A 17,871-nucleotide genomic window follows, 5' to 3' on the forward strand; every position below is an offset into this window, starting at 1 on the left:
GGTTAAGCGGCTTGCCGCGCGCGCTGCTGTATCGCCCTGTCCACGATCGAGAAGAAGGTGATGAACTGGCGATCGGGTTCCAGCTCGGGCCGCCCGGCGAAGCTGCGCGCGAGGCCCGAGACCCGGTCATATTCCTGGTTGTCGTTCCACAGCCGCCTGACGGCCGCGACCCAGTCGGCGAGCGGTGCATCGTAGTCGAGCACCACGCCACCTGAGCCGATCGCCTCGGGCAGGCCGCCACGCCGCGAGCCGACAACCGGGATTCCGCTGCAATGGGCTTCCGACGCGACGCGGCCCCATGCCTCTTCCCATTTGCTGGGAGCAAGCAGGATCTTGGTGCGGCCGTAGACCGTCTTCATGTCGCTGGTGCGGCTCTCCAACACGACATTGCCCAAAGGCGCGATCGTCTGTTCGATCCGCGCCCGATGATCGTCTTCCAGCTTCCAGCTTTCGACGAACAGGAACGGTATCTCGGGGCAGGCGCCGGCGATGCGCACCGCAAGCTCGAAACCCTTTTCCTCATAGGGATTGATCAGCGTGACAAACTGCCCCGTCGTCGGCGTGCTGTAATGCGCCGGATTGATGGTCGGCGGGATCACCGTCGCGTTGATGTCGAACTCGTTCTTGTAGGTGCGCGCGGTGAACTCGGAATTCGCGATGTATAGTGCAGAACGCAGTTCGCGCAGGTTGCCGCCCAGTTCATGGAATTCGACATTGCGGAGATAGACGACCAAAGGCACGCCCTCCGCCTGCAGCGCCTTGCCGATCGGAACCGATTTGTGACACTGGACCACGGCCACGTCCGGCTTCAGCCTGTCGACGGCAAAGGCCGCCGCTTCCCAGGGAAACCAGGCCCGCACCACCGGATAGCCGGGATAGCTGTCGATGACCGCCGGTTGCCGCAACAGCTTCATTTTGGCGCGCGCCTTCAAGCCGAAGACACCATCGCCGAACAGGGCGGCGAGCACAGCGGCTTCATGGCCATGTTCGATCAACTGTTCGGCCAGATGGTGCGTGCTCGACTGAACGCCTCCGCTGAACTCGGGTGGATAGCCGCTGCCACCTGCAAAAAGGACTTTCATGGATCGGGCTCCTTGTCGCATATCGTATTTCGTTCCGAGGCAACCGGCGGCGCCTCGCTTTCGACGTCAGGCAAGCTTCGGCGGCTCCAGATTCGCGAACGGATTGGTACAGGATTGCCAGCCGGTAAACCGGATCGGGTCATTGGGCGAACTGCGCCATGCGTAGTCCGTCAGCATATGGAATTCGGCGATGACCCAGCGATCGAATTGGATCAGATCTTCCCGCTTCTCCTGGGGCAGCAGGCGGCGGACGGCGCCCAATTTGAGCTCCTCGACCAGGGTGACGGCGTCGCCAAGCTTGTCACTGGGAAATATCCACGGATTCCGGTTGCGGAACTCCAGCACGAACTGCTGCAGATGCTCGATGCGGATGTTGAGCCTGCCGAGGTATTTTTCGAGGGTGACGCGCACCAGGTCCTCATCGGAAAACGAGCTCACGGCGGCAAAGGCAACGCCCGTCGACACCACCCCACCGGCCACGATGGCCAAGGCCGAGCGTCTGGAAACTTCGATCATCAGATGCCCTCCTCTCACGCCATGCGGCTCGCCGCCCTCAGGGAGAGGGCCGCGGCGGTCAGGCTCGGGTTGGCGCAGGAACAGCTCGGATAGGTGCTGGTGCCGACGACAACCAGGTTTCTCAACTGGTGATGGATCATGTCGCTGTCGATCACAGAATCGGCCGGACCGGTTCCCATCCTCAGCGTGCCCTGGACGTGCGATTCGGTTGGCCGGATGCCGCGATCGAAGAGCTTTTCGACCGGCAGCGGAGCCAGAAGGTCAGGCAATTTCTCCAGCGCGCGGGCCATGCCCTTGACCGCGTAGTCCGATGGCGCCTTGAAGCTGACGAAGGCGTTGTCGTCTTCGTCGAGGGTGACGAAATTTTCGTGGTCGAGCAGGTTTTCGGTGACCACGACGAGCGGCAGCGCCTGGCGCAGCCGCCCCTTTTCGGCACGCATTCCGTGCTGCCAACGGTTCTCGAAATAGACGAGTGCCGCCGCATGCTCCGATCTGTGCGGGCCGTCATAGAGGCCGAAGTTCAGGCCGGTGGTGATGGTGCTGCCGTCGAAATTGTCGACACCGTCGAGATAGACCTCGAAGTTCCAGCCGTAGGATTCGTGCAGGCCGCGGCCGACGAATTCGCCGCCCAGGCCGGACCGCAGCATGATCGCGGCGCTCTGGATGGCATTGGCACCGAGAATGAAAAGGTCGCCGCTGACCTGGTATTCCTTGCCGTCATGCATGAACGTGACCGAGCGGACCGTGCCGCCGACATGATCGAGCCGCCGCACCTCCGCACCGAGGCAAACCGAAATGTCGGGATGCTCGAAGACATGCATCAAGCCGTTGTTGACGGTGAATTTGGCGTCGACCGGACACAGCCAGCAGCGCAGGTTGGCACAGCACGAGGTGCGCTGCGCGGTCGGCACACGCGCCCGCGCCGTCGGCATGACGAAATGCTGGCCGGGCTGCGCCGCCTTCATCATCCGGTCCGGCGTCGACATGCGATGCGGCGGTTGCGGGAACGGCTTCGAGCGCGGCAGCATCGCCGCCATGTCGGGATCGCCGGAGATCGACATGATGTCTTCAGCGTCACAGTAGAACGGCTCGACGTCGTCATAGCTGATCGGCCAGTCATTGCCGATGCCGTAGGTGCTTTTCAGCCTGAAGTCATTGGGATGGAACCTTGGCGTCTGCGCGAACCAGCAGTTCGTTCCACCCCCCAGTCCAATTGTGTAATTCCACGGCTTGTCGGAATTGGTCTTGTAGGTCGTCTCGTCGTCGATGTCGGTGTTGGCATTCTGCTGGAGCTGCCATTCATGGGTGTTGTGCCGGCCCCATTCGAGCACCAGGACGCGTGCCTTTCGGCGCTTGGCGAACTCATGCAGGAAGAAGGCCGAGCCGAAGCCGGAACCGATCGCGACGAGATCGAAATGATCGCTGGTGATTTGCTCGGGCTTTACGTCCAGCACCATCAGCCACAACTCCTTGCCGCGCCGGGCGCACCCGGCGGATTCCGCTTCCGGCTGTTCGCTCCCGGCCTCATGCCGCCATTCTGCCGATCGAGTGATATTCGATGCCGTGGCGGGCGATGACCTTTGGGTCATAGAGGTTGCGGCCATCGAAGATGATCGGCGTGGTCAGCGCATCCTTCATCGCGTCGAAGGACGGCGCGCGGAAACTCTTCCATTCGGTGGCGATCAGCAGCGCATCGGCGCCGCGCAGCGCGGCTTCCTTGGTGCCGCACAACAACAGGTCGTCGCGCAGCCCGTAGATGTGCTGGCATTCCTGCATCGCCTCGGGGTCATAGGCCTGCACTTTGGCGCCGGCGTTCCACAGCGCCTCCATCAGCGTGCGGGCGGGCGCCTCGCGCATGTCGTCAGTGTTGGGCTTGAAGGCCAGCCCCCACAGCGCAAAGGTCTTGCCCTTGAGATTGCCCTTGAAATAGCGGTTCACCTTGTCGAACAGGACGGATTTCTGTTCGTTGTTGCGCTCCTCGACGGCGCGCAGCAGCTTGGCGTCGAACTTGACGCCTTCGGCGGTCTTGATCAGCGCGCGCACATCCTTGGGGAAGCACGAGCCGCCATAGCCAAGCCCCGGATAGATGAAGTGGTAGCCGATGCGCGGATCGCTGCCGATGCCCTTGCGGACCTCCTCGATGTCGGCGCCGAGCTGTTCGGCCAGGTTGGCCATCTCGTTCATGAAGCTGATCTTGGTCGCCAGCATGCAATTGGCGGCGTATTTGGTGAATTCGGCGCTGCGCACGTCCATCACGATCATCTTCTCGTGGTTGCGGTTGAAGGGAGCGTAGAGCTCGCGCATCACCGCTTCGGTGCCCTCGCTGTCGGTGCCGACGATGATGCGGTCGGGCTTCATGCAATCGGCAACCGCGGAACCCTCCTTGAGGAATTCCGGATTCGAAGCGACGTCGAAGGACAGGTCCTCACGCCCTCTTTTCTTCAGCGTCTCGGCGACCCTGGCCTTCACCTTTTCGCAGGTGCCGACCGGCACGGTCGACTTGCCGACGATGATCTTGGGGGTGTCCATCTCACGACCGATGGTCTCGGCGACCGCCAGCACATATTTGAGATCGGCCGAACCGTCCTCGCCCGGCGGCGTGCCGACCGCGATCATCTGGATTTCGCCGTGCCTGACCGCGGCCGCTGCGTCGGTGGTGAACTTGATGCGGCCAGCGGCATGGTTCTCCTTGACGAGGCTTTCGAGCCCCGGCTCGAAAATCGGAACGAACCCCTGGTTGAGCCGCTCGACCTTGTTGGCGTCGATGTCGACGCACACCACCTGGTGCCCGACTTCGGCAAGCACCGCTGCCTGCACGAGACCGACATAGCCAATTCCAAAGACCGTCAAATTCATTCGATTTCATTCCCATGCAAGGCAGCGGGCCGCTCTCGGCCCGGCCAGTTCAAATCGACTTTCCCAACTACTTTATGCTGCATGCCAGCGATTCTGGAAACTGACAGGGCTCGCCCAAGGCCGTGAACGCAACGCGATCGATCTGCAGCGTGAGCTTGCGGCCTGGATCGGCGAACGCTCCCATCCAACCGGTCATCTTGTCGCTGCCCCAAAGGCTGAAGAATATCTTCTGGGCATGCGTCGGCAATTTCGCCGGATCGGTGATGGTGTTGACCAGCTGGCCGTTGACATACCAGCGCAAGCTATCTTTCTGCCAGACGAAGGCATAGTCGTTGAAGGCCTTGTTGGTGCCGCCCGCCACGTCGACCAGCTTCTCATTGTTGCCCTTGCCGGCGATGTAGGCGTTGACCTGCACCTTGGAGGTGTCCTTGGTCAGGACCTCGAAGTCGATCTCATCCCAGGGCTGCTTGTCGGACGGTCCGATATAGGAGAAGAAAGCCGCATTGAGACCGGAGCCGGTGTCGGTCCTTATCCGCGCCTCATAGGTGCCGTAACCGAACCGCTGCTTGGTCTGGATCTCGCCGCAGGCGTAGTCGCGGTCCTTCAGCTTCTGCTTTTCGAAGCCGAGCGACAGCACGCCGTCGGACAGCGCGACCAGGCCTTTCGACCAGGTGCAGTTTTGATGACTGCCGTTCGACCAACCGTCGGAAACATACCAGCGTGCACGATCGAAGCTGGTGAAATCATCGACGAATGATGGCGACGTCGGAATGTCCTGCGCGTGGGCGGGAGCCGTCACCAAGCTCCCAAGAGCGACGAGCAGCAACGCGCTGATCGCACTCAGCCGCTTGAGGCCGGCTTGTCTGGCCTGGCTTGTGAACGGCGTTCCGCCGGTTGCGATGGTGGACATAGTCTTCGGATTCGAATTCATACCAAACTCACCTTTGTGCTGTGCATCCCCAACCCAAAGTCGACGTTCGAACCACTTCCTGAACGGGCCAACCTTGACCTCCTGCTTGACCCTCCCCTGACCTTGTCCTGCCTCGCATCAAATCTGTTGCAGCAATTGCGAACCTTCACTTTCAACCTCTGCCAGCGCCCGCCGGCCTGGTGTACTCGGCGGCAGCAGTGGCCGAATCGGACGCCGCATTCTCGTCGAAGACCGTATCCAGCGAATGACGGAGTTCTTTCATCATGCCGTTCTGGCGCGACAGCTCCGCGATGCGGCGTTCGCAATTCAGGATCGACGTCGTCAGTGCGCTGACTTCGGACGACCGACGGTCGGAGGTGGAGCCGTTCTCCATCGCTTCGACCAGGAAAGCGGCGTTGGTCGCCTTCGTCCGATAGCGATTCTCCAACCCGGCTCTCTCGGCCTCGATCTCGACCGCGATCTGCTCAAACAGCTTTGCCAGGCGATCAAGGCGTGAACCATCGGTCTGGCGGTCGCGGGCCGGATCCCTGGATCTGAAACCGAATATCGAAGCCATGAACTTAGATTCCTGTCATCGCCGGCCAACGGGCCGGGCTTCTGGCCGATCCCCGCAGCCGGGGCTCAAAAAACTCATACTGCTCTGTCCTGCTCCTCTGAGGGAGAGACATCAGACCAATCCGATCGGGGGCCAGTTCGGCTGGTCGTCCAATTTGCTGCACCGCAACATAGACTGCCATCGTCTGGGCCGCGAGGCAACCACCCAGTTCGTAAACTCATAAATCCGAGCGAAATGGTTTGCGCGATGAGCTTGTCGCCGGCGGGTCAACCCGGGCGAAACGGACAGTTTCACCGCTCCTTGCCGCTGCTTGTGCCTGCCATCAAAAAACGCAATGGCGGCACGTGTTTGTGCCTGGACACGAGGCCGACGCGGCGAAACAGCGCCTCGAGCTTGTCGGACGCCACGCCCTGGACGATGGGGACGAGGTTGGATTGGCTGGCAAATGCGTAGGCCGCTGCCGATGCCAGCCCGTGCTCGGCCTTGACGTCGAGGAAATTGCGCAGCCGGTATTTGTCGCGCACGTGCCGCTCGTGCCGTCTCAGCACCGCTTTCGAGCCTTCCGGCAGACTGTCGATCGCCAGCAGTGCCAGATCGGCATCGGCCAGACGCTTCAGGTCCTGCGTCTTGTGGCGGCCGCTGAGCGAATCGGCGCGGACGATGGCGCCGTAGCCACACGAGCGGATGACCTTGAAGCGCGCCCCGCAGGCGACAGCGCGGGCGTAGAGTTCATAGTCCTCGCCGAGCCGCAGGCTCTCGTCATAGCGCAATCCATGGCGATCGAGGAAGGCGCGGCTGATCACCGGCTTGAGGAAGCCCAGTTCGCCCCTTTGCACGCGGCGCCTGGAAATATTGCCTTCTACGAAGCGCTCGAGATCGAGGAATTCCGGATCCGCGGCAAATTGCGGGGCGACGATTTTCGTCGCGTCGCCGGTTGCATCATCCCTGATGAGCATGATGTTGTCCGCCGCGAAATCCCAGTCGGCGACGGCAAACAGGTTGCGAAACCGGCCTTCGAGGAAAAAATCGTCGGCGTCGAGAATGCTGATGAACGGCGATCTCGAACTGGCGATCGCCGCGTTGCGGGCGTAGGAGGGGCCGCGATTGACATCGAGGCGCATCACCGCAAGCCGGCCGTTGCCGTCGTCGGCGGATCGCGCGACCGCCGCGGTGTCGTCGGTGGAGGCGTCGTCGACGACGACGACCTCCGCCACTTCCGGTTCGCGCAACGCGGACGCGATGGCGACGGTGATTGTCGCCGCCGCGTTCTTGGCCGCGATGATCACGCAGACCTGGGATTTCGTCATGGACATGGATTAGCCTCCCGTACAGGTGATATCGATTTGTGTTCGCCCCGTACCCGTTCGATGCCCGATTGCCACCAGCGCCAGATCTGTGTTCATTCAACGACCGCCCGGCCGTTCAAAGATGCGGCGGCTGATGTCAGCGGACGCCGCCCAACCAGCTTCCGCCAGATAGCGGACCGGCGCGCGACCGCACAGTTCCCACAGCACCGTTCGCCGCTGCGGCCACCGAAGCGACGACAGCCACGGCGCCATGACCATGTTGAGCAGGTCCTCATTGCCGATGCGCGACAGGATGCGCGTAGCACGCTCCGACAGCAGCGTGCCGGCACCGCCGAGCAGTACATCGGCTGCCCGTATACCAAGCAGCAGCGTATCGTCCAGCCCCTGCGCTACCGCGGCATCGAGCACAAGCCGTTGGTGAGCCTCGTCGAGGCGGCCGGCGCTGGCGCGCACGTCACAAACATAACCCGCGCAGGGTTCGCGGTTGAACAGCGCCTTGGCGACGCTGATGCAGGACAAAAGCAGCGTGTCGGCGGGCGAGGTGAACGGCACCGTCGAGCCGGCGATTTCGACCTGTCGCTTTCGCCGCAGAAACCCGTCCGCGTCGCGCGGGCTCGGCGAGCCGGGCTGCTGGAGGCGGTAGTGGAGATCGACCGTGGACGGCCTCGGTCCGTCGCCGCGCGTCATATGCTGTTCGCCAAGGAAGCGAACCCACCAGACGGAGCGCGACTTGCCGGCGACCTCGTAGCCGATCGAGCGCAGCGCATCCCGCGCCTTGAAATACCCGACCGGTGAAACCAGAATGTCGACATCGCCCGAGGGCTTCATGAAATGGTCGTCATAGAGAAGCTGCTGCTGGAACGGACCCTTCAGAAAGACGAAATCGATCCGGCTTTCGCGCAGCACGTCATGGATCGCCATCGAATCCATGATGCAGGACGCGTTCATCGAAACCGTCCTCCTGCGGTAGCTGTCCAGCCAATGGAAAAGCCCAGGCGGTCTGTCACTGACAGGCGCGCGCGACAGGGCCTTGAGGACAAACGTCGCGACCTTGTTCAGCCTGGCGATGTCGGCAACATTAGCACCGCCAGGGCTGGGCATCGATACGTCGCCAGTAGTGGCTCCTGCCCCGGCGAAATACAACCGCAGGCAGGCCCGCACATAGGCAACCTCGTCGGCACAATCGGCGGCGCGCAGTCGTTCATAGGAACCATCCGGCAAGGCCATTTAGCGCACAGTCTCCCCAAAAAGCGATTTGCGCGGCGCGTATGCTGCAAGTGCGAAGCAAGCATCACCAAAAACCTTGATGGCGTAAAGCCTTTCCTTTTGCATCGCAGAAATTTGCAACCTGAGCGTTTACCGACACTTCTGAAAAGTCGGTCAAAACCGCTGTTGAAATACCGCCCCTACCAAGGCGTTTTCAGCTGGCCTCACCATGGATTTGCCGGCTGAGTTCACCCTATTAGGGATGCCTAAAATAAAGGCACTTGGCAAATGTTTTATTCAAGCAAAATCAAATGCTTAAAGAATCGGCATCGACATGGTCGCCAAACATAGGGAATCGGTCTAGAAGACGTCATATTTTAGGCATGACCCACACATAAGGTGCTCGCGCAACCCGTAATTGATTAATGCCTGGTAAATCAGGCTTGACTCATAAATGCTGCCATGCAGCTATTGCGCTGCAGCATGCAAGTGCTGACGGCACTCGACAAGCCGTTTCCAGTCCTTATTGGAGAGTGAAATGGAACAGAATGTTGAAAAGCAAGAATACGAGACGCCAAGCGTGACGGTGCATGGTTCGATCGAAACCATCACCCAGGGCGGCGGCGGCAGCACGGCGATCGACGCGTCTTTCCCCGCGCATACGCCGATCGGCGACCTGACGTTTTCCTGAAGCCTATCGCAATTACTCCAGAGTGATGACGTTGGGTCTCTGGGTTTAAAAAATAAGAGAGTCGGGGGCACTGCCTCCGACTCCCCTTTCATTGCCTGGAACTGCGAAGCGTAGTGTAAGCGAGGTTTTGGGATGAACTGGAAGCAATCCGGCCAGGAGTTGGCCGACCAGGATTTGGCCGACCGATATTCAGCCGACCACGCTCGTGTGAGTGCGACCAAGGATGCCGTGGCTTGCGAGTTCGGCGATGGCCTGGCGCTCCTCAATCTGAAATCCAACATCTATTACAGCCTGAACGGCGTCGGCGCCTTCATCTGGGATTTGATCCAGGAGCCCAGGTCGATCGCGGAGATCCGCAGCGCCGTGCTTGCGCGCTACAACGTCGATCCAGAGCGCTGCCAGGCCGACGTCGAGGCACTGCTGAAGGGCCTGGCCGATAACGGGCTTGCGAGGCTTGATCATGAGGAACTTGTCTAAGCAGGTTCCGCACAAGGCCATGGTTTTGCGGCAGGAACCCGCGACCGAAAGGAGCCCCAGACAGAGAAAGCGCCGGCAAGGCCGGCGAAGCCTGTTTGGGATTCTCTCCCTGAGTGGCTCGGAAATGATCTTCCTCGGCCGCTGCCTGCTGGTGGTCGCGGCGGTTCGGCTGGGGCTGACACTGTTGCCCTACAACCGTGTTCGCAGCCTGGTGACGCGGCTTGATGCGCGACAGTGCGCCAGCATGGGCGAACTGCGGCGCGTCGCCTGGGGGGTTGCCGCGGCGGCCCGTTTCGTTCCCAACGCCACGTGCCTGACCCAGGCGCTTTCGGGTCAATACATGCTTGCTCGACAGGGCAATGCCTCGAAGATACGCATCGGCATCGAACGCGGCTCGGGCGAGCAACTGAAGGCGCATGCCTGGCTGGTCAGCGACAATCATATCGTGCTTGGCGGATCGATCGACGGTTTCGCCCATCTGGTCGACCACGGCAGCCGATGAGCGGCGTGGCCGGAATCCTGCTTCGACAGGGGCACGCGGTAGCGGTCGCGGCGGCCGATATCCAGCAGATGCTGGCGCGCATGCGCCATCGTGGCCCAGATGGAAATTCGTGGTGGCTGGACACCGGCATCGCGCTTGGCCACGCCTGGCTCAACACCACCGATGACGCCGGCCCCGGTCCGCTGACGATGGCCGACGGCAAGCTCGCCATCACCGCCGATTGCCGGCTGGACAACCGCGACGAGCTGCTGGCCAGGCTTGGCATCCGCGACAGATCGGTCGCCGATGCGACCCTGCTGATGCGGGCCTATCTGCGTTGGGGCGAAGCCTGCCCCGTGCATCTGCAAGGCGATTTCGCCTTCGCCATCTGGGATGCCGAGCGGCAGCTGCTGTTTTGCGCGCGCGACCATTTCGGGGTCAAGCCGTTCTACTACCATGCGGCGGATCGGCGTTTTGCCTTTGCCTCCGAGATCGGGCCGATCTTGGGCGTCGAGGGGGTTGGCGGACATGTCAGCGAGCACCAGATCTCGGGGTTTTTGGCCGGGCTTCCCGATGATCCGCAGGCGACACCCTACAGCGACATCTTCAGCTTGCCGGCGCGCCACAGCCTAACCGTCACCGGCCAACAAGTGGTGCTGCGCCGCTACTGGCAGATCGAGCCGTCGCAACGACCGATAGGGTCGGATGTGCCTGAGGAATTCGCCCATCTGTTCTCGCAATCGGTGCGCAATCGCATGCGCGGAACCTCGGCGGTTGGCGCGATGCTGAGCGGCGGCCTCGATTCCTCCTCGATCGCCTGTGTCGCCGGCCTGCAGAACGCCGCCGAGCGCAAGCCGAGGCTGCCCACCTTCTCGCTAATTTTCGAAAAGGGCTCGTCGATGGACGAGCGCCCCTTCATCGATGCCGTGCTGGATCAGCAGAAGGTCGACGGAACGCTGATTCCAGTCGGCAACTATGCGCCATTCGCCGAGTTCGAGCGGGTGCTCGAAGAACAGGAAGGGACGTTCCTGGCGCCGGGCCTGACGCTGACTCGCGGCATCTACCGGACTGCCGGCGCCAAGGGCGTCAAGGTGCTGCTGGACGGCCATGGCGGCGACGAGGTCGTTTCGCAAGGTCATGGCCATCTGCATGAGCTTGCCAATGCCGGCAGATGGATGGATTTGTGGCGTGAGATCCGCAGCGCCTCCGACACCTATGGCGACAGCACGCTGGGCCTGTATTTCCAGTTCCTGACCCTCTACGGACCGGCCTGGCGGATCGCGAAGCTAAGACATTTGGCAAACCGCACCCTGAACAGGATGCGCAGACCGGCGCAGGCGCCGCGCGGCCGCGGCTGGCGCGACCTGATCAATCCCGATCTGGCCAGGCGCACCGAGCTTGTCGACCGATTTCACCGAGCCGGATATATGCCGCCCGGCGTCCAGGCCAGCGACGCCTTGAGCCATCGCTGGATCCTGTCGAATGGCTATGTCCCGCATGCTTTCGAGGTTCTCGACAAGGCCGCGGCCAATTTCGGCGTCGAGCCGCGCTATCCGTTCTGGGACAAGCCGCTGGTCGAGTTCTGCCTCGGCCTGCCCGGTGAGGAAAAGCTCAGCCACGGCTTTGGTCGCTATGTGCTGCGTCGCGCCATGGAAGGCGTGCTGCCGACAGCGGTTCAGTGGCGGCGCGACAAGATCGACTTCACCGCCAATCTCGTCAACGGCATGCTGCGCAACCACCGCGACCTCCTGGAACAGCTGCTGATCTCGGATGCGAGCCGCATCGCGCCCTACGTCAATCTCCCCCAGGTGAGTGCTGCCTATGCGCGGCTGCTGCGCCAGCCCGATCGGGCCGCGCCTTTGGATGTCCAGTATGTCTGGCGATCGGCATCGCTGTCGCTCTGGCTGCGGCAGCTCCAGCACAGCGGGAGACCCGCATGATGCCGCGCAACGAGCCGCTTGCCGCATACAGTGATCATCCCCGCCCGGATGGCCGGACCGCGAGAGAGCGCCGCTTCTACCGCGCCTATGGCCTGACCATCGCGTCCGAGGTGACGTTGCCCGAACTGGAGCCGGCGGCGCCTGGGGCGGCGGACGTCGTGATCGCCGTCGGCCCGATCGACCTGCCAAAACCCAGCTTGGAAGCCGCGACCGAGTTTCGCTTCGAGGCGGACCGGCAATATCTCGCATGGCATGCCGTCGGCGTATTCCTGATCAGCGATGGCTGCCGCGTCGACGTCGAGCCGGCGCCCGGCGTCGACGACATGCTGATCGCGTTTCCGCTGCTGGGTCCGGTGATGGCGCTGCTGCTGCACCGGCGCGGCCTGCTCGTCCTGCACGCCAGTGCCATTGCGGTTGCCGGTACGAGCGCCATCTTCATGGGCGACAAGGGCGCCGGCAAGTCGACGACGGCAAGCGCGATGATCCGGGCCGGACATGAACTGCTTACCGATGACGTGGTGGCGCTGGACCTCGCCAATCCGGGTCAGCCGATGATCGTTCCGGGTTTTCCGCAGATCAAGCTGGCAGCCGACGCCGCGGCGGCGATCTCGCTCGGAGAAGCCGAGGTGCGACCGCAAGTGCATCTGGCAATCGACAAGATGCAGCATCGCCTGAATGGTGCCTTTTCCGCCAACAGGGTGCCTGCGACCAGGATCTATATCCTCGAGCGCGGCGAAAAGGCCGCCATCACGCCGTTGCCCGGCATCGCCGCCCTGCCGGCCATCATCAAATTCTCCTATGTGACGCGGTTCGGCCGCGCGGCCCTGCCCAGCGATCTTGCAGAAGTGCATCTTCGCCAATGCGCGCGGCTGGCTGACCATGTCGGCGTTCGCCGCCTCGAAGTCCCGACGGGCCTCGACAGGATCGGTGAGGCCGTGGACCTGATCGAAAGGGATCTGGCGGCCGGGGATCTGACACCAGGTCGTTGGCGGCCGTGAGCGCAATTATGTCGAAGTCCTCAATCCTTCGCCTGTCGCTGTTTCGAGACGTTGCCGCATTCGGCGCCGCCATTGCCCAGATCGGCGGCCGGCGAACCTGGACGGCGCTGCTCTTCCTGATCCTCGGCAGCCTGACCGAAGGTATCTCCATCCTGCTGCTGGTGCCGCTGCTGCATCTGGTCGGACGCCCCGACCAGGATTTTGCGGTCAAGCTGCCGAACAATGATTTCGTACGCTGGCTGGTGCCGGACGGAACGCTGCAACTGACGACCGTGCTTTGCCTGCTGGTCGGGCTTGTTGCCGTGCAGGCGGCGTTCAACCGCTTCAAGTCGGTCTACATGGCCAAACTGCTGTTCGATTTCATCAACCGCGTGCGCATGAATCTGTTCGAGAGCATCGGCAAGGCACGCTGGGGCGTCTTCACGCGCATGCGCAGTTCCGATCTCGACCATGCCCTGACCGGCGATATCGACCGCGTCCAGGGGGCTGCCTTCTCGCTGTTGATGCTGGTGCAGATCGCCGTGCTGCTGGCCGGCTATCTGCTGGTTTCAGTGTTCATCTCGCCGGTGATGACGCTGTTTGCGGTCATTATCGGCATCGTGATGTTCGTGGCCCTGCAGCCGTTTCGATCGCGGGCCACCGCCTTTGGCCGGGTTCTGACCGCCAATCGCCAGGATCAGTACCGGACGGTTTCGGAATTCCTCGGCGGCATCAAGGTGGCCAAGAGCCTGAATGTCGAGGCGACCTATTTCGCACAGTTGCAAGCGACGCTCGAGAAGATGAAGGCCGACAATGTCGACTATGTGCGCAACAGCACGATCGGCACCGCGGTGTTCCAGGTGGCGAGCGTCGTTGGCTTGAGCCTGTTCATCTATGTGGCGCTGGTCCGCTTCAACCTGTCGCTGGCCGAGATCGTCGTCCTGCTGCTGGTTTTCATGCGCATCGCGCCGCGCTTCATGGACATGCAGACGCAGGCCCAGCAGGTCTTGATCAATCTGCCCGCCTATACGGCGATGCGCGGCATGCAGGCGCGTTTCGACGCCGAACGCGAGCCGGGCGATGCAGAAGCCGGTGAAGGCGGCAAGCTGTCGCTGGCAACCGGCCTCAACATCAGGGACGTCTGCTTCGGCTATGGCGACGACCCCGCCAAGATGGTCGTCAGGGACATCACCTTCGGCCTGCCGGCCGGCAAGGTCACCGCGCTGATCGGCCCCTCCGGCTCGGGCAAGAGCACGATCGCCGACATGCTGCTCGGCCTGCTCGAGCCGACCGCCGGCACGATGCTCGTCGATGGCGTCGAGATCGATGCCGGCAACCGCCGCCGCTGGCGCGATCAGGTGGCCTATGTGCCGCAGGACGTGTTCCTGCTGCATGACACGATTGCGGCGAACCTGCGCCTTGCCGCGCCGCAAGCCAGCGATGACGATCTGTGGGCCGCGCTGCGCTCGGCGCACGCCGGCGAATTCGTCGAACGGCTCGACATCAGGCTCGAGACGGTGGTTGGCGACCGCGGTGTGCGGCTTTCGGGCGGCGAACGCCAGCGCATTGCGCTTGCGCGCGCGCTGCTGCGCAAGCCGTCCCTGCTCATCCTGGACGAGGCCACCAGCGCGCTCGACTGGCAGAACCAGTCGCTGATCGCCCAGTCGATTGACGGATTGCGCGGCACCATGACGATCCTGACCATCGCGCACCGGCCGTCAATGATCGCCTTCGCCGACTGGGTGGTGGCGATGGAAAACGGCCGGGTCGTCGAAGTCGGGCAATATCAGCGGCTGAAGGAAAAAGCCGGCAGCCGATTGTCGCGGATGCTTTTGGGCGAACAGTCCGAGAGCCAGCCCGCTAACGTTGCGTGAGGGCCGGCAGGCTTCTGGTTAGTGCAGGCTTCGCCTGGCGCTGCCCAGCTTCTCGCCTTCGGCCACCTCGGGCGCACTCAGCTTTCTCTCCGCGTCGCGAGCCATGTCGGCCGGCGTCGGCGGGCTTCTGGCGATCATGGCATAGACGAGCACGAAGTAGCCCGCCTGAATGATAATTGCGCAGATGATGACGCGGATCAGCGTCGTACCGATCGAAGCGCCGCCTAGCCAGGACCAGGCAACGACGATTGAAAGAGCGAAAATCATCCCGACGATGAATTTTGGAAATGCCATACCCAACAGCCCATAAACCGGCTCGGGTCTATATAACGATTGCCCCACCCGAGCGCCGTCCCTTGTCATGCGGGCTTGTTAAGGTCGCCCGCTCTCGGCCGGTTGCTTCCGGCCTTTTCTACCTGTCGCCACTCTGACAGGTATAATTTTCAATTCTATTAAGGCGAGCAGTAGGCGGCAAGGGCAACTCCGGATATTTTTGATTGAGCTTTTGCGATCGATTCGGCCATGCTGCAATGCACGCAAAGGGATTTGAAGCGACCTCGAATGGTCGCCATTCTTGAGTAAAAGAAACGATATTAAGTAGTATTTTACGGGATTTGCCTTGAGTATCGAGCTCTGCTAAAGCACTATTGTGCTCCGTGCCTTACCCCATAGGACAGCCCGCCTAAGAACCGCCCCAAAAAGGCCCTTATTTTTCGGGGTTTGCCCATTTATTGTCACAAATGTGCTAAATATCCCGAAATTTGTGCATGGCTAGCTTATTATTTAGTCAATTCATGACGCGACTATTTCAACCGGTTGGTAAATTGTGTGTTGCGCTGCAACATTTTTTTGGTATCTTGCGGCGAACCATTCGTTCACGCATGGAGTTTACGGCATGAGGGACGTTGCCAAGTCGGCCACAGCGGGCTTTTCGCAGGTCGACATCGATTTTCCGCCGCCGATCGGCGGCCTGCTCAAACGCAGCTTCGATATCACCGGATCACTGATTGGCTTGATCGCTCTCAGCCCGCTGTTTGTTATGATCGCTCTGCTCGTCAAACTTTCCGACGGCGGATCGATTTTCTACGGCCACAGGCGAATCGGACGCGGGGGACGGATTTTTCCGTGCCTGAAGTTCCGCACCATGGTTCCCGATGGCGACAAGGTGCTGGCCGCTTATCTCGCAACCAACCCGGACGCCAACGCGGAATGGGTGGCGACCCGCAAGCTGAAGAACGATCCGCGCGTCACCCGCGTCGGAGCGGTCTTGAGGAAACTCAGCCTCGATGAGCTGCCGCAGATCATCAACATCCTGCAGGGCGACATGAGCCTTGTCGGGCCGCGTCCGGTCGTGCGCGACGAGCTCGAGATCTATGGCACCTCCGCCGTCTACTATCTGAAATCCCGCCCGGGCCTGACCGGCCTGTGGCAGGTGAGCGGTCGCAACGACGTCTCCTATGACAGCCGCGTCGCCTTCGATCGCCACTATGTCGAGAACTGGTCGCTGTTCGAGGACGTTCGCATCATCATCAAGACAGTCCCCGCTGTCTGGATGTCACGCGGCTCTTACTGACCGCCGCGATGCCAGGCTTTCGCGGCAAGCATCATCGGGCGATGGGGCTAAAGCGGATCGGAACGTTCAGTTGAAAACAGATATGTTTGAAGCCCTTCGCAGCGGCCCGGTTTCCGGCCGGCTGCGGCGGGCGCGTTTGATGGCCACATGCGTTGCCATGTCGCTGGTCATCCCCCACATCGCCGCGGCCGACGAATACCGTCTCGGATCGCAGGACAAGCTCACCATCCGCGTTGCCGAATGGCAGACGGTCGAAGGCACATTCCGTGACTGGTCGGCGGTGAATGGCGAGTACACGGTTGGCTCTTCCGGCACGTTGTCGGTGCCGTTCGCCGGCGAGCTTCCGGCATCCGGCAAGACCACGTCCGAAATCGCAGCGGCGATCGGCCAGGCATTGCAGCGCAAGCTCGCTCTGTCGGACAAGCCCGAAGCCTCTGTCGAAATGGCGCAGTACCGGCCATTTTACATTTCGGGCGAAGTCCAGAACCCCGGCCAATTTCCCTATGTGCCCGAGCTGACGGTGCTGAAGGCCATCAGTGTCGCCGGTGGCATCAGGCGAAACGCCGACTATGGCCCGCAGCTCGGCAAGGACCTGGTCACCGCCAAGGGCAATTTCGATATCTCTGACGACCAGCGCATTCGGCTGCTCGTCAAGCGCGCCCGCATCGACGCCGATATGGCCGGCAAGGCGAGTTTCGAGGTGCCGAAGGAGGCCGAGGGCGATCCGCGGTTGCCAGCCATCGTCGCAGACGAGATGACGATCCTGACGTCCGACCAGAAGGCGCTGAAGCTGAAGCTTGAGGCGCTCAGCGATCTGAAGGGGGTTCTGCAGTCCGAAATCGAGTCGCTGCAGAAGAAGATCGTCAACCAGCAGCAGCAGGTCGACCTGGCCCAGCAGCAGCTCACCAGCATCGGCCCGCTGGCCCAGAAAGGCCTGATCGCTAACGCCCGGCTGCTCGATTCGCGGCAGTCCGTCGCCGACCTGCAGGGCAAGATCCTGGACTACGAAACGGCCATCCTCACCGCCAAGCAGGCGATCAGCAAGGCGACGCAGGACGCCATCGATGCCCAGAACACCTTGAGTTCAAATCTCGCCACCGACCGGCAGCAGACCGAAGCCGACCTCAACGAGGCCGCGCTCAAGGTGAATATGCAGAAAGGCCTGATGGCCCAGGCCAGCGATCCCTCGATGAGAGTCGCCAGCGACACCGACCAGCAATCCAGCCTGCTCTACGCATTGGTGCGGGTCGTCGACGGCAAGAGCAGCGAAATCTCGGCGAAGGAAGATACGCCGGTGCTGCCTGGCGACGTGATCAAGGTCAAGCTGGCGCCGCTGACCAGCCAGTAGACCCCTAGAGTATCCGTGTTGGTCAAGGAAGGGATTGGGTCCAAATTCGACCGTCC

Annotated in this window: 17 protein-coding genes; 8 read left to right on the top strand and 9 right to left on the bottom strand. The window is 61.9% G+C overall.

Annotation, left to right across the window (positions count from 1 at the left end; all coding sequences use genetic code 11):
- Positions 1–2: 2 nt before the first annotated feature.
- The 8 genes from AC07FD_RS09240 to AC07FD_RS09275 form a co-directional block, all read right to left on the bottom strand.
- Entirely contained in the window at positions 3–1,082 is a 1,080-nt protein-coding gene (locus AC07FD_RS09240) for a glycosyltransferase (protein WP_478349586.1), read from the bottom strand.
- A gap of 66 nt (positions 1,083–1,148) precedes the next feature.
- On the bottom strand, positions 1,149–1,598 hold the full coding sequence (locus AC07FD_RS09245; protein WP_478349587.1) for a hypothetical protein: 450 nt from the start codon (positions 1,596–1,598) through the stop codon (positions 1,149–1,151).
- 14 nt (positions 1,599–1,612) lie between these two features.
- A complete protein-coding gene (locus AC07FD_RS09250) occupies positions 1,613–3,055 on the bottom strand; it encodes a GMC oxidoreductase (protein WP_478349588.1) in 1,443 nt (480 codons plus the stop codon).
- 67 nt (positions 3,056–3,122) lie between these two features.
- Complete coding sequence (locus AC07FD_RS09255) at positions 3,123–4,454, bottom strand: UDP-glucose dehydrogenase family protein (RefSeq protein ID WP_095082841.1); 1,332 nt, start codon at positions 4,452–4,454, stop codon at positions 3,123–3,125.
- Between the two features lie 67 nt (positions 4,455–4,521).
- Positions 4,522–5,385, bottom strand: a complete 864-nt coding sequence (exoK, locus tag AC07FD_RS09260; protein WP_478349589.1) for an endo-1,3-1,4-beta-glycanase ExoK — start codon at positions 5,383–5,385, stop codon at positions 4,522–4,524.
- 151 nt (positions 5,386–5,536) lie between these two features.
- Positions 5,537–5,941 (bottom strand): hypothetical protein, encoded by a 405-nt coding sequence (locus AC07FD_RS09265; protein ID WP_095082848.1) that lies wholly within the window; start codon positions 5,939–5,941, stop codon positions 5,537–5,539.
- 290 nt (positions 5,942–6,231) lie between these two features.
- Complete coding sequence (locus AC07FD_RS09270; protein WP_478349590.1) at positions 6,232–7,254, bottom strand: glycosyltransferase family 2 protein; 1,023 nt, start codon at positions 7,252–7,254, stop codon at positions 6,232–6,234.
- Between the two features lie 90 nt (positions 7,255–7,344).
- A complete protein-coding gene (locus tag AC07FD_RS09275; protein ID WP_478349591.1) occupies positions 7,345–8,475 on the bottom strand; it encodes a nucleotidyltransferase family protein in 1,131 nt (376 codons plus the stop codon).
- A gap of 517 nt (positions 8,476–8,992) precedes the next feature.
- Here AC07FD_RS09275 and AC07FD_RS09280 point away from each other — a divergent pair.
- From AC07FD_RS09280 to AC07FD_RS09305, 6 genes are all read left to right on the top strand, one after another.
- Positions 8,993–9,145, top strand: coding sequence for a lasso peptide (locus AC07FD_RS09280; RefSeq protein ID WP_478349592.1), 153 nt, complete (start codon positions 8,993–8,995; stop codon positions 9,143–9,145).
- 132 nt (positions 9,146–9,277) lie between these two features.
- Positions 9,278–9,622 (top strand): PqqD family protein, encoded by a 345-nt coding sequence (locus tag AC07FD_RS09285; RefSeq protein ID WP_478349593.1) that lies wholly within the window; start codon positions 9,278–9,280, stop codon positions 9,620–9,622.
- A 124-nt stretch (positions 9,623–9,746) separates the two neighbouring features.
- Positions 9,747–10,124: a lasso peptide biosynthesis B2 protein gene (locus tag AC07FD_RS09290; RefSeq protein WP_478349594.1), complete on the top strand. Its 378-nt coding sequence runs from the start codon at positions 9,747–9,749 to the stop codon at positions 10,122–10,124.
- Positions 10,121–12,043 (top strand): lasso peptide isopeptide bond-forming cyclase, encoded by a 1,923-nt coding sequence (locus AC07FD_RS09295; protein WP_478349595.1) that lies wholly within the window; start codon positions 10,121–10,123, stop codon positions 12,041–12,043. Before AC07FD_RS09290 ends, AC07FD_RS09295 begins: the two co-directional genes overlap by 4 nt.
- Positions 12,040–13,041, top strand: a complete 1,002-nt coding sequence (locus AC07FD_RS09300; protein ID WP_478349596.1) for a phosphoenolpyruvate carboxykinase (ATP) — start codon at positions 12,040–12,042, stop codon at positions 13,039–13,041. Before AC07FD_RS09295 ends, AC07FD_RS09300 begins: the two co-directional genes overlap by 4 nt.
- An 8-nt stretch (positions 13,042–13,049) precedes the next feature.
- Complete coding sequence (locus AC07FD_RS09305; protein WP_478349597.1) at positions 13,050–14,894, top strand: ABC transporter ATP-binding protein; 1,845 nt, start codon at positions 13,050–13,052, stop codon at positions 14,892–14,894.
- An 18-nt stretch (positions 14,895–14,912) separates the two neighbouring features.
- On the opposite strand, the gene AC07FD_RS09310 is transcribed toward AC07FD_RS09305, so the two are convergent.
- A complete protein-coding gene (locus AC07FD_RS09310) occupies positions 14,913–15,188 on the bottom strand; it encodes an exopolysaccharide production repressor exox (protein ID WP_478349598.1) in 276 nt (91 codons plus the stop codon).
- Between the two features lie 601 nt (positions 15,189–15,789).
- Between AC07FD_RS09310 and AC07FD_RS09315 the strand changes: the two genes are divergently transcribed.
- Positions 15,790–16,467, top strand: a complete 678-nt coding sequence (locus AC07FD_RS09315; protein ID WP_184873244.1) for a sugar transferase — start codon at positions 15,790–15,792, stop codon at positions 16,465–16,467.
- 82 nt (positions 16,468–16,549) lie between these two features.
- The gene (locus AC07FD_RS09320) at positions 16,550–17,815 is read left to right on the top strand and encodes a polysaccharide biosynthesis/export family protein (protein ID WP_478349599.1); all 1,266 of its coding nucleotides are present in this window, start codon (positions 16,550–16,552) and stop codon (positions 17,813–17,815) included.
- The last annotated feature ends 56 nt before the right edge of the window (positions 17,816–17,871 follow it).

The sequence above is a fragment of the Mesorhizobium waitakense genome, assembly GCF_056431085.1.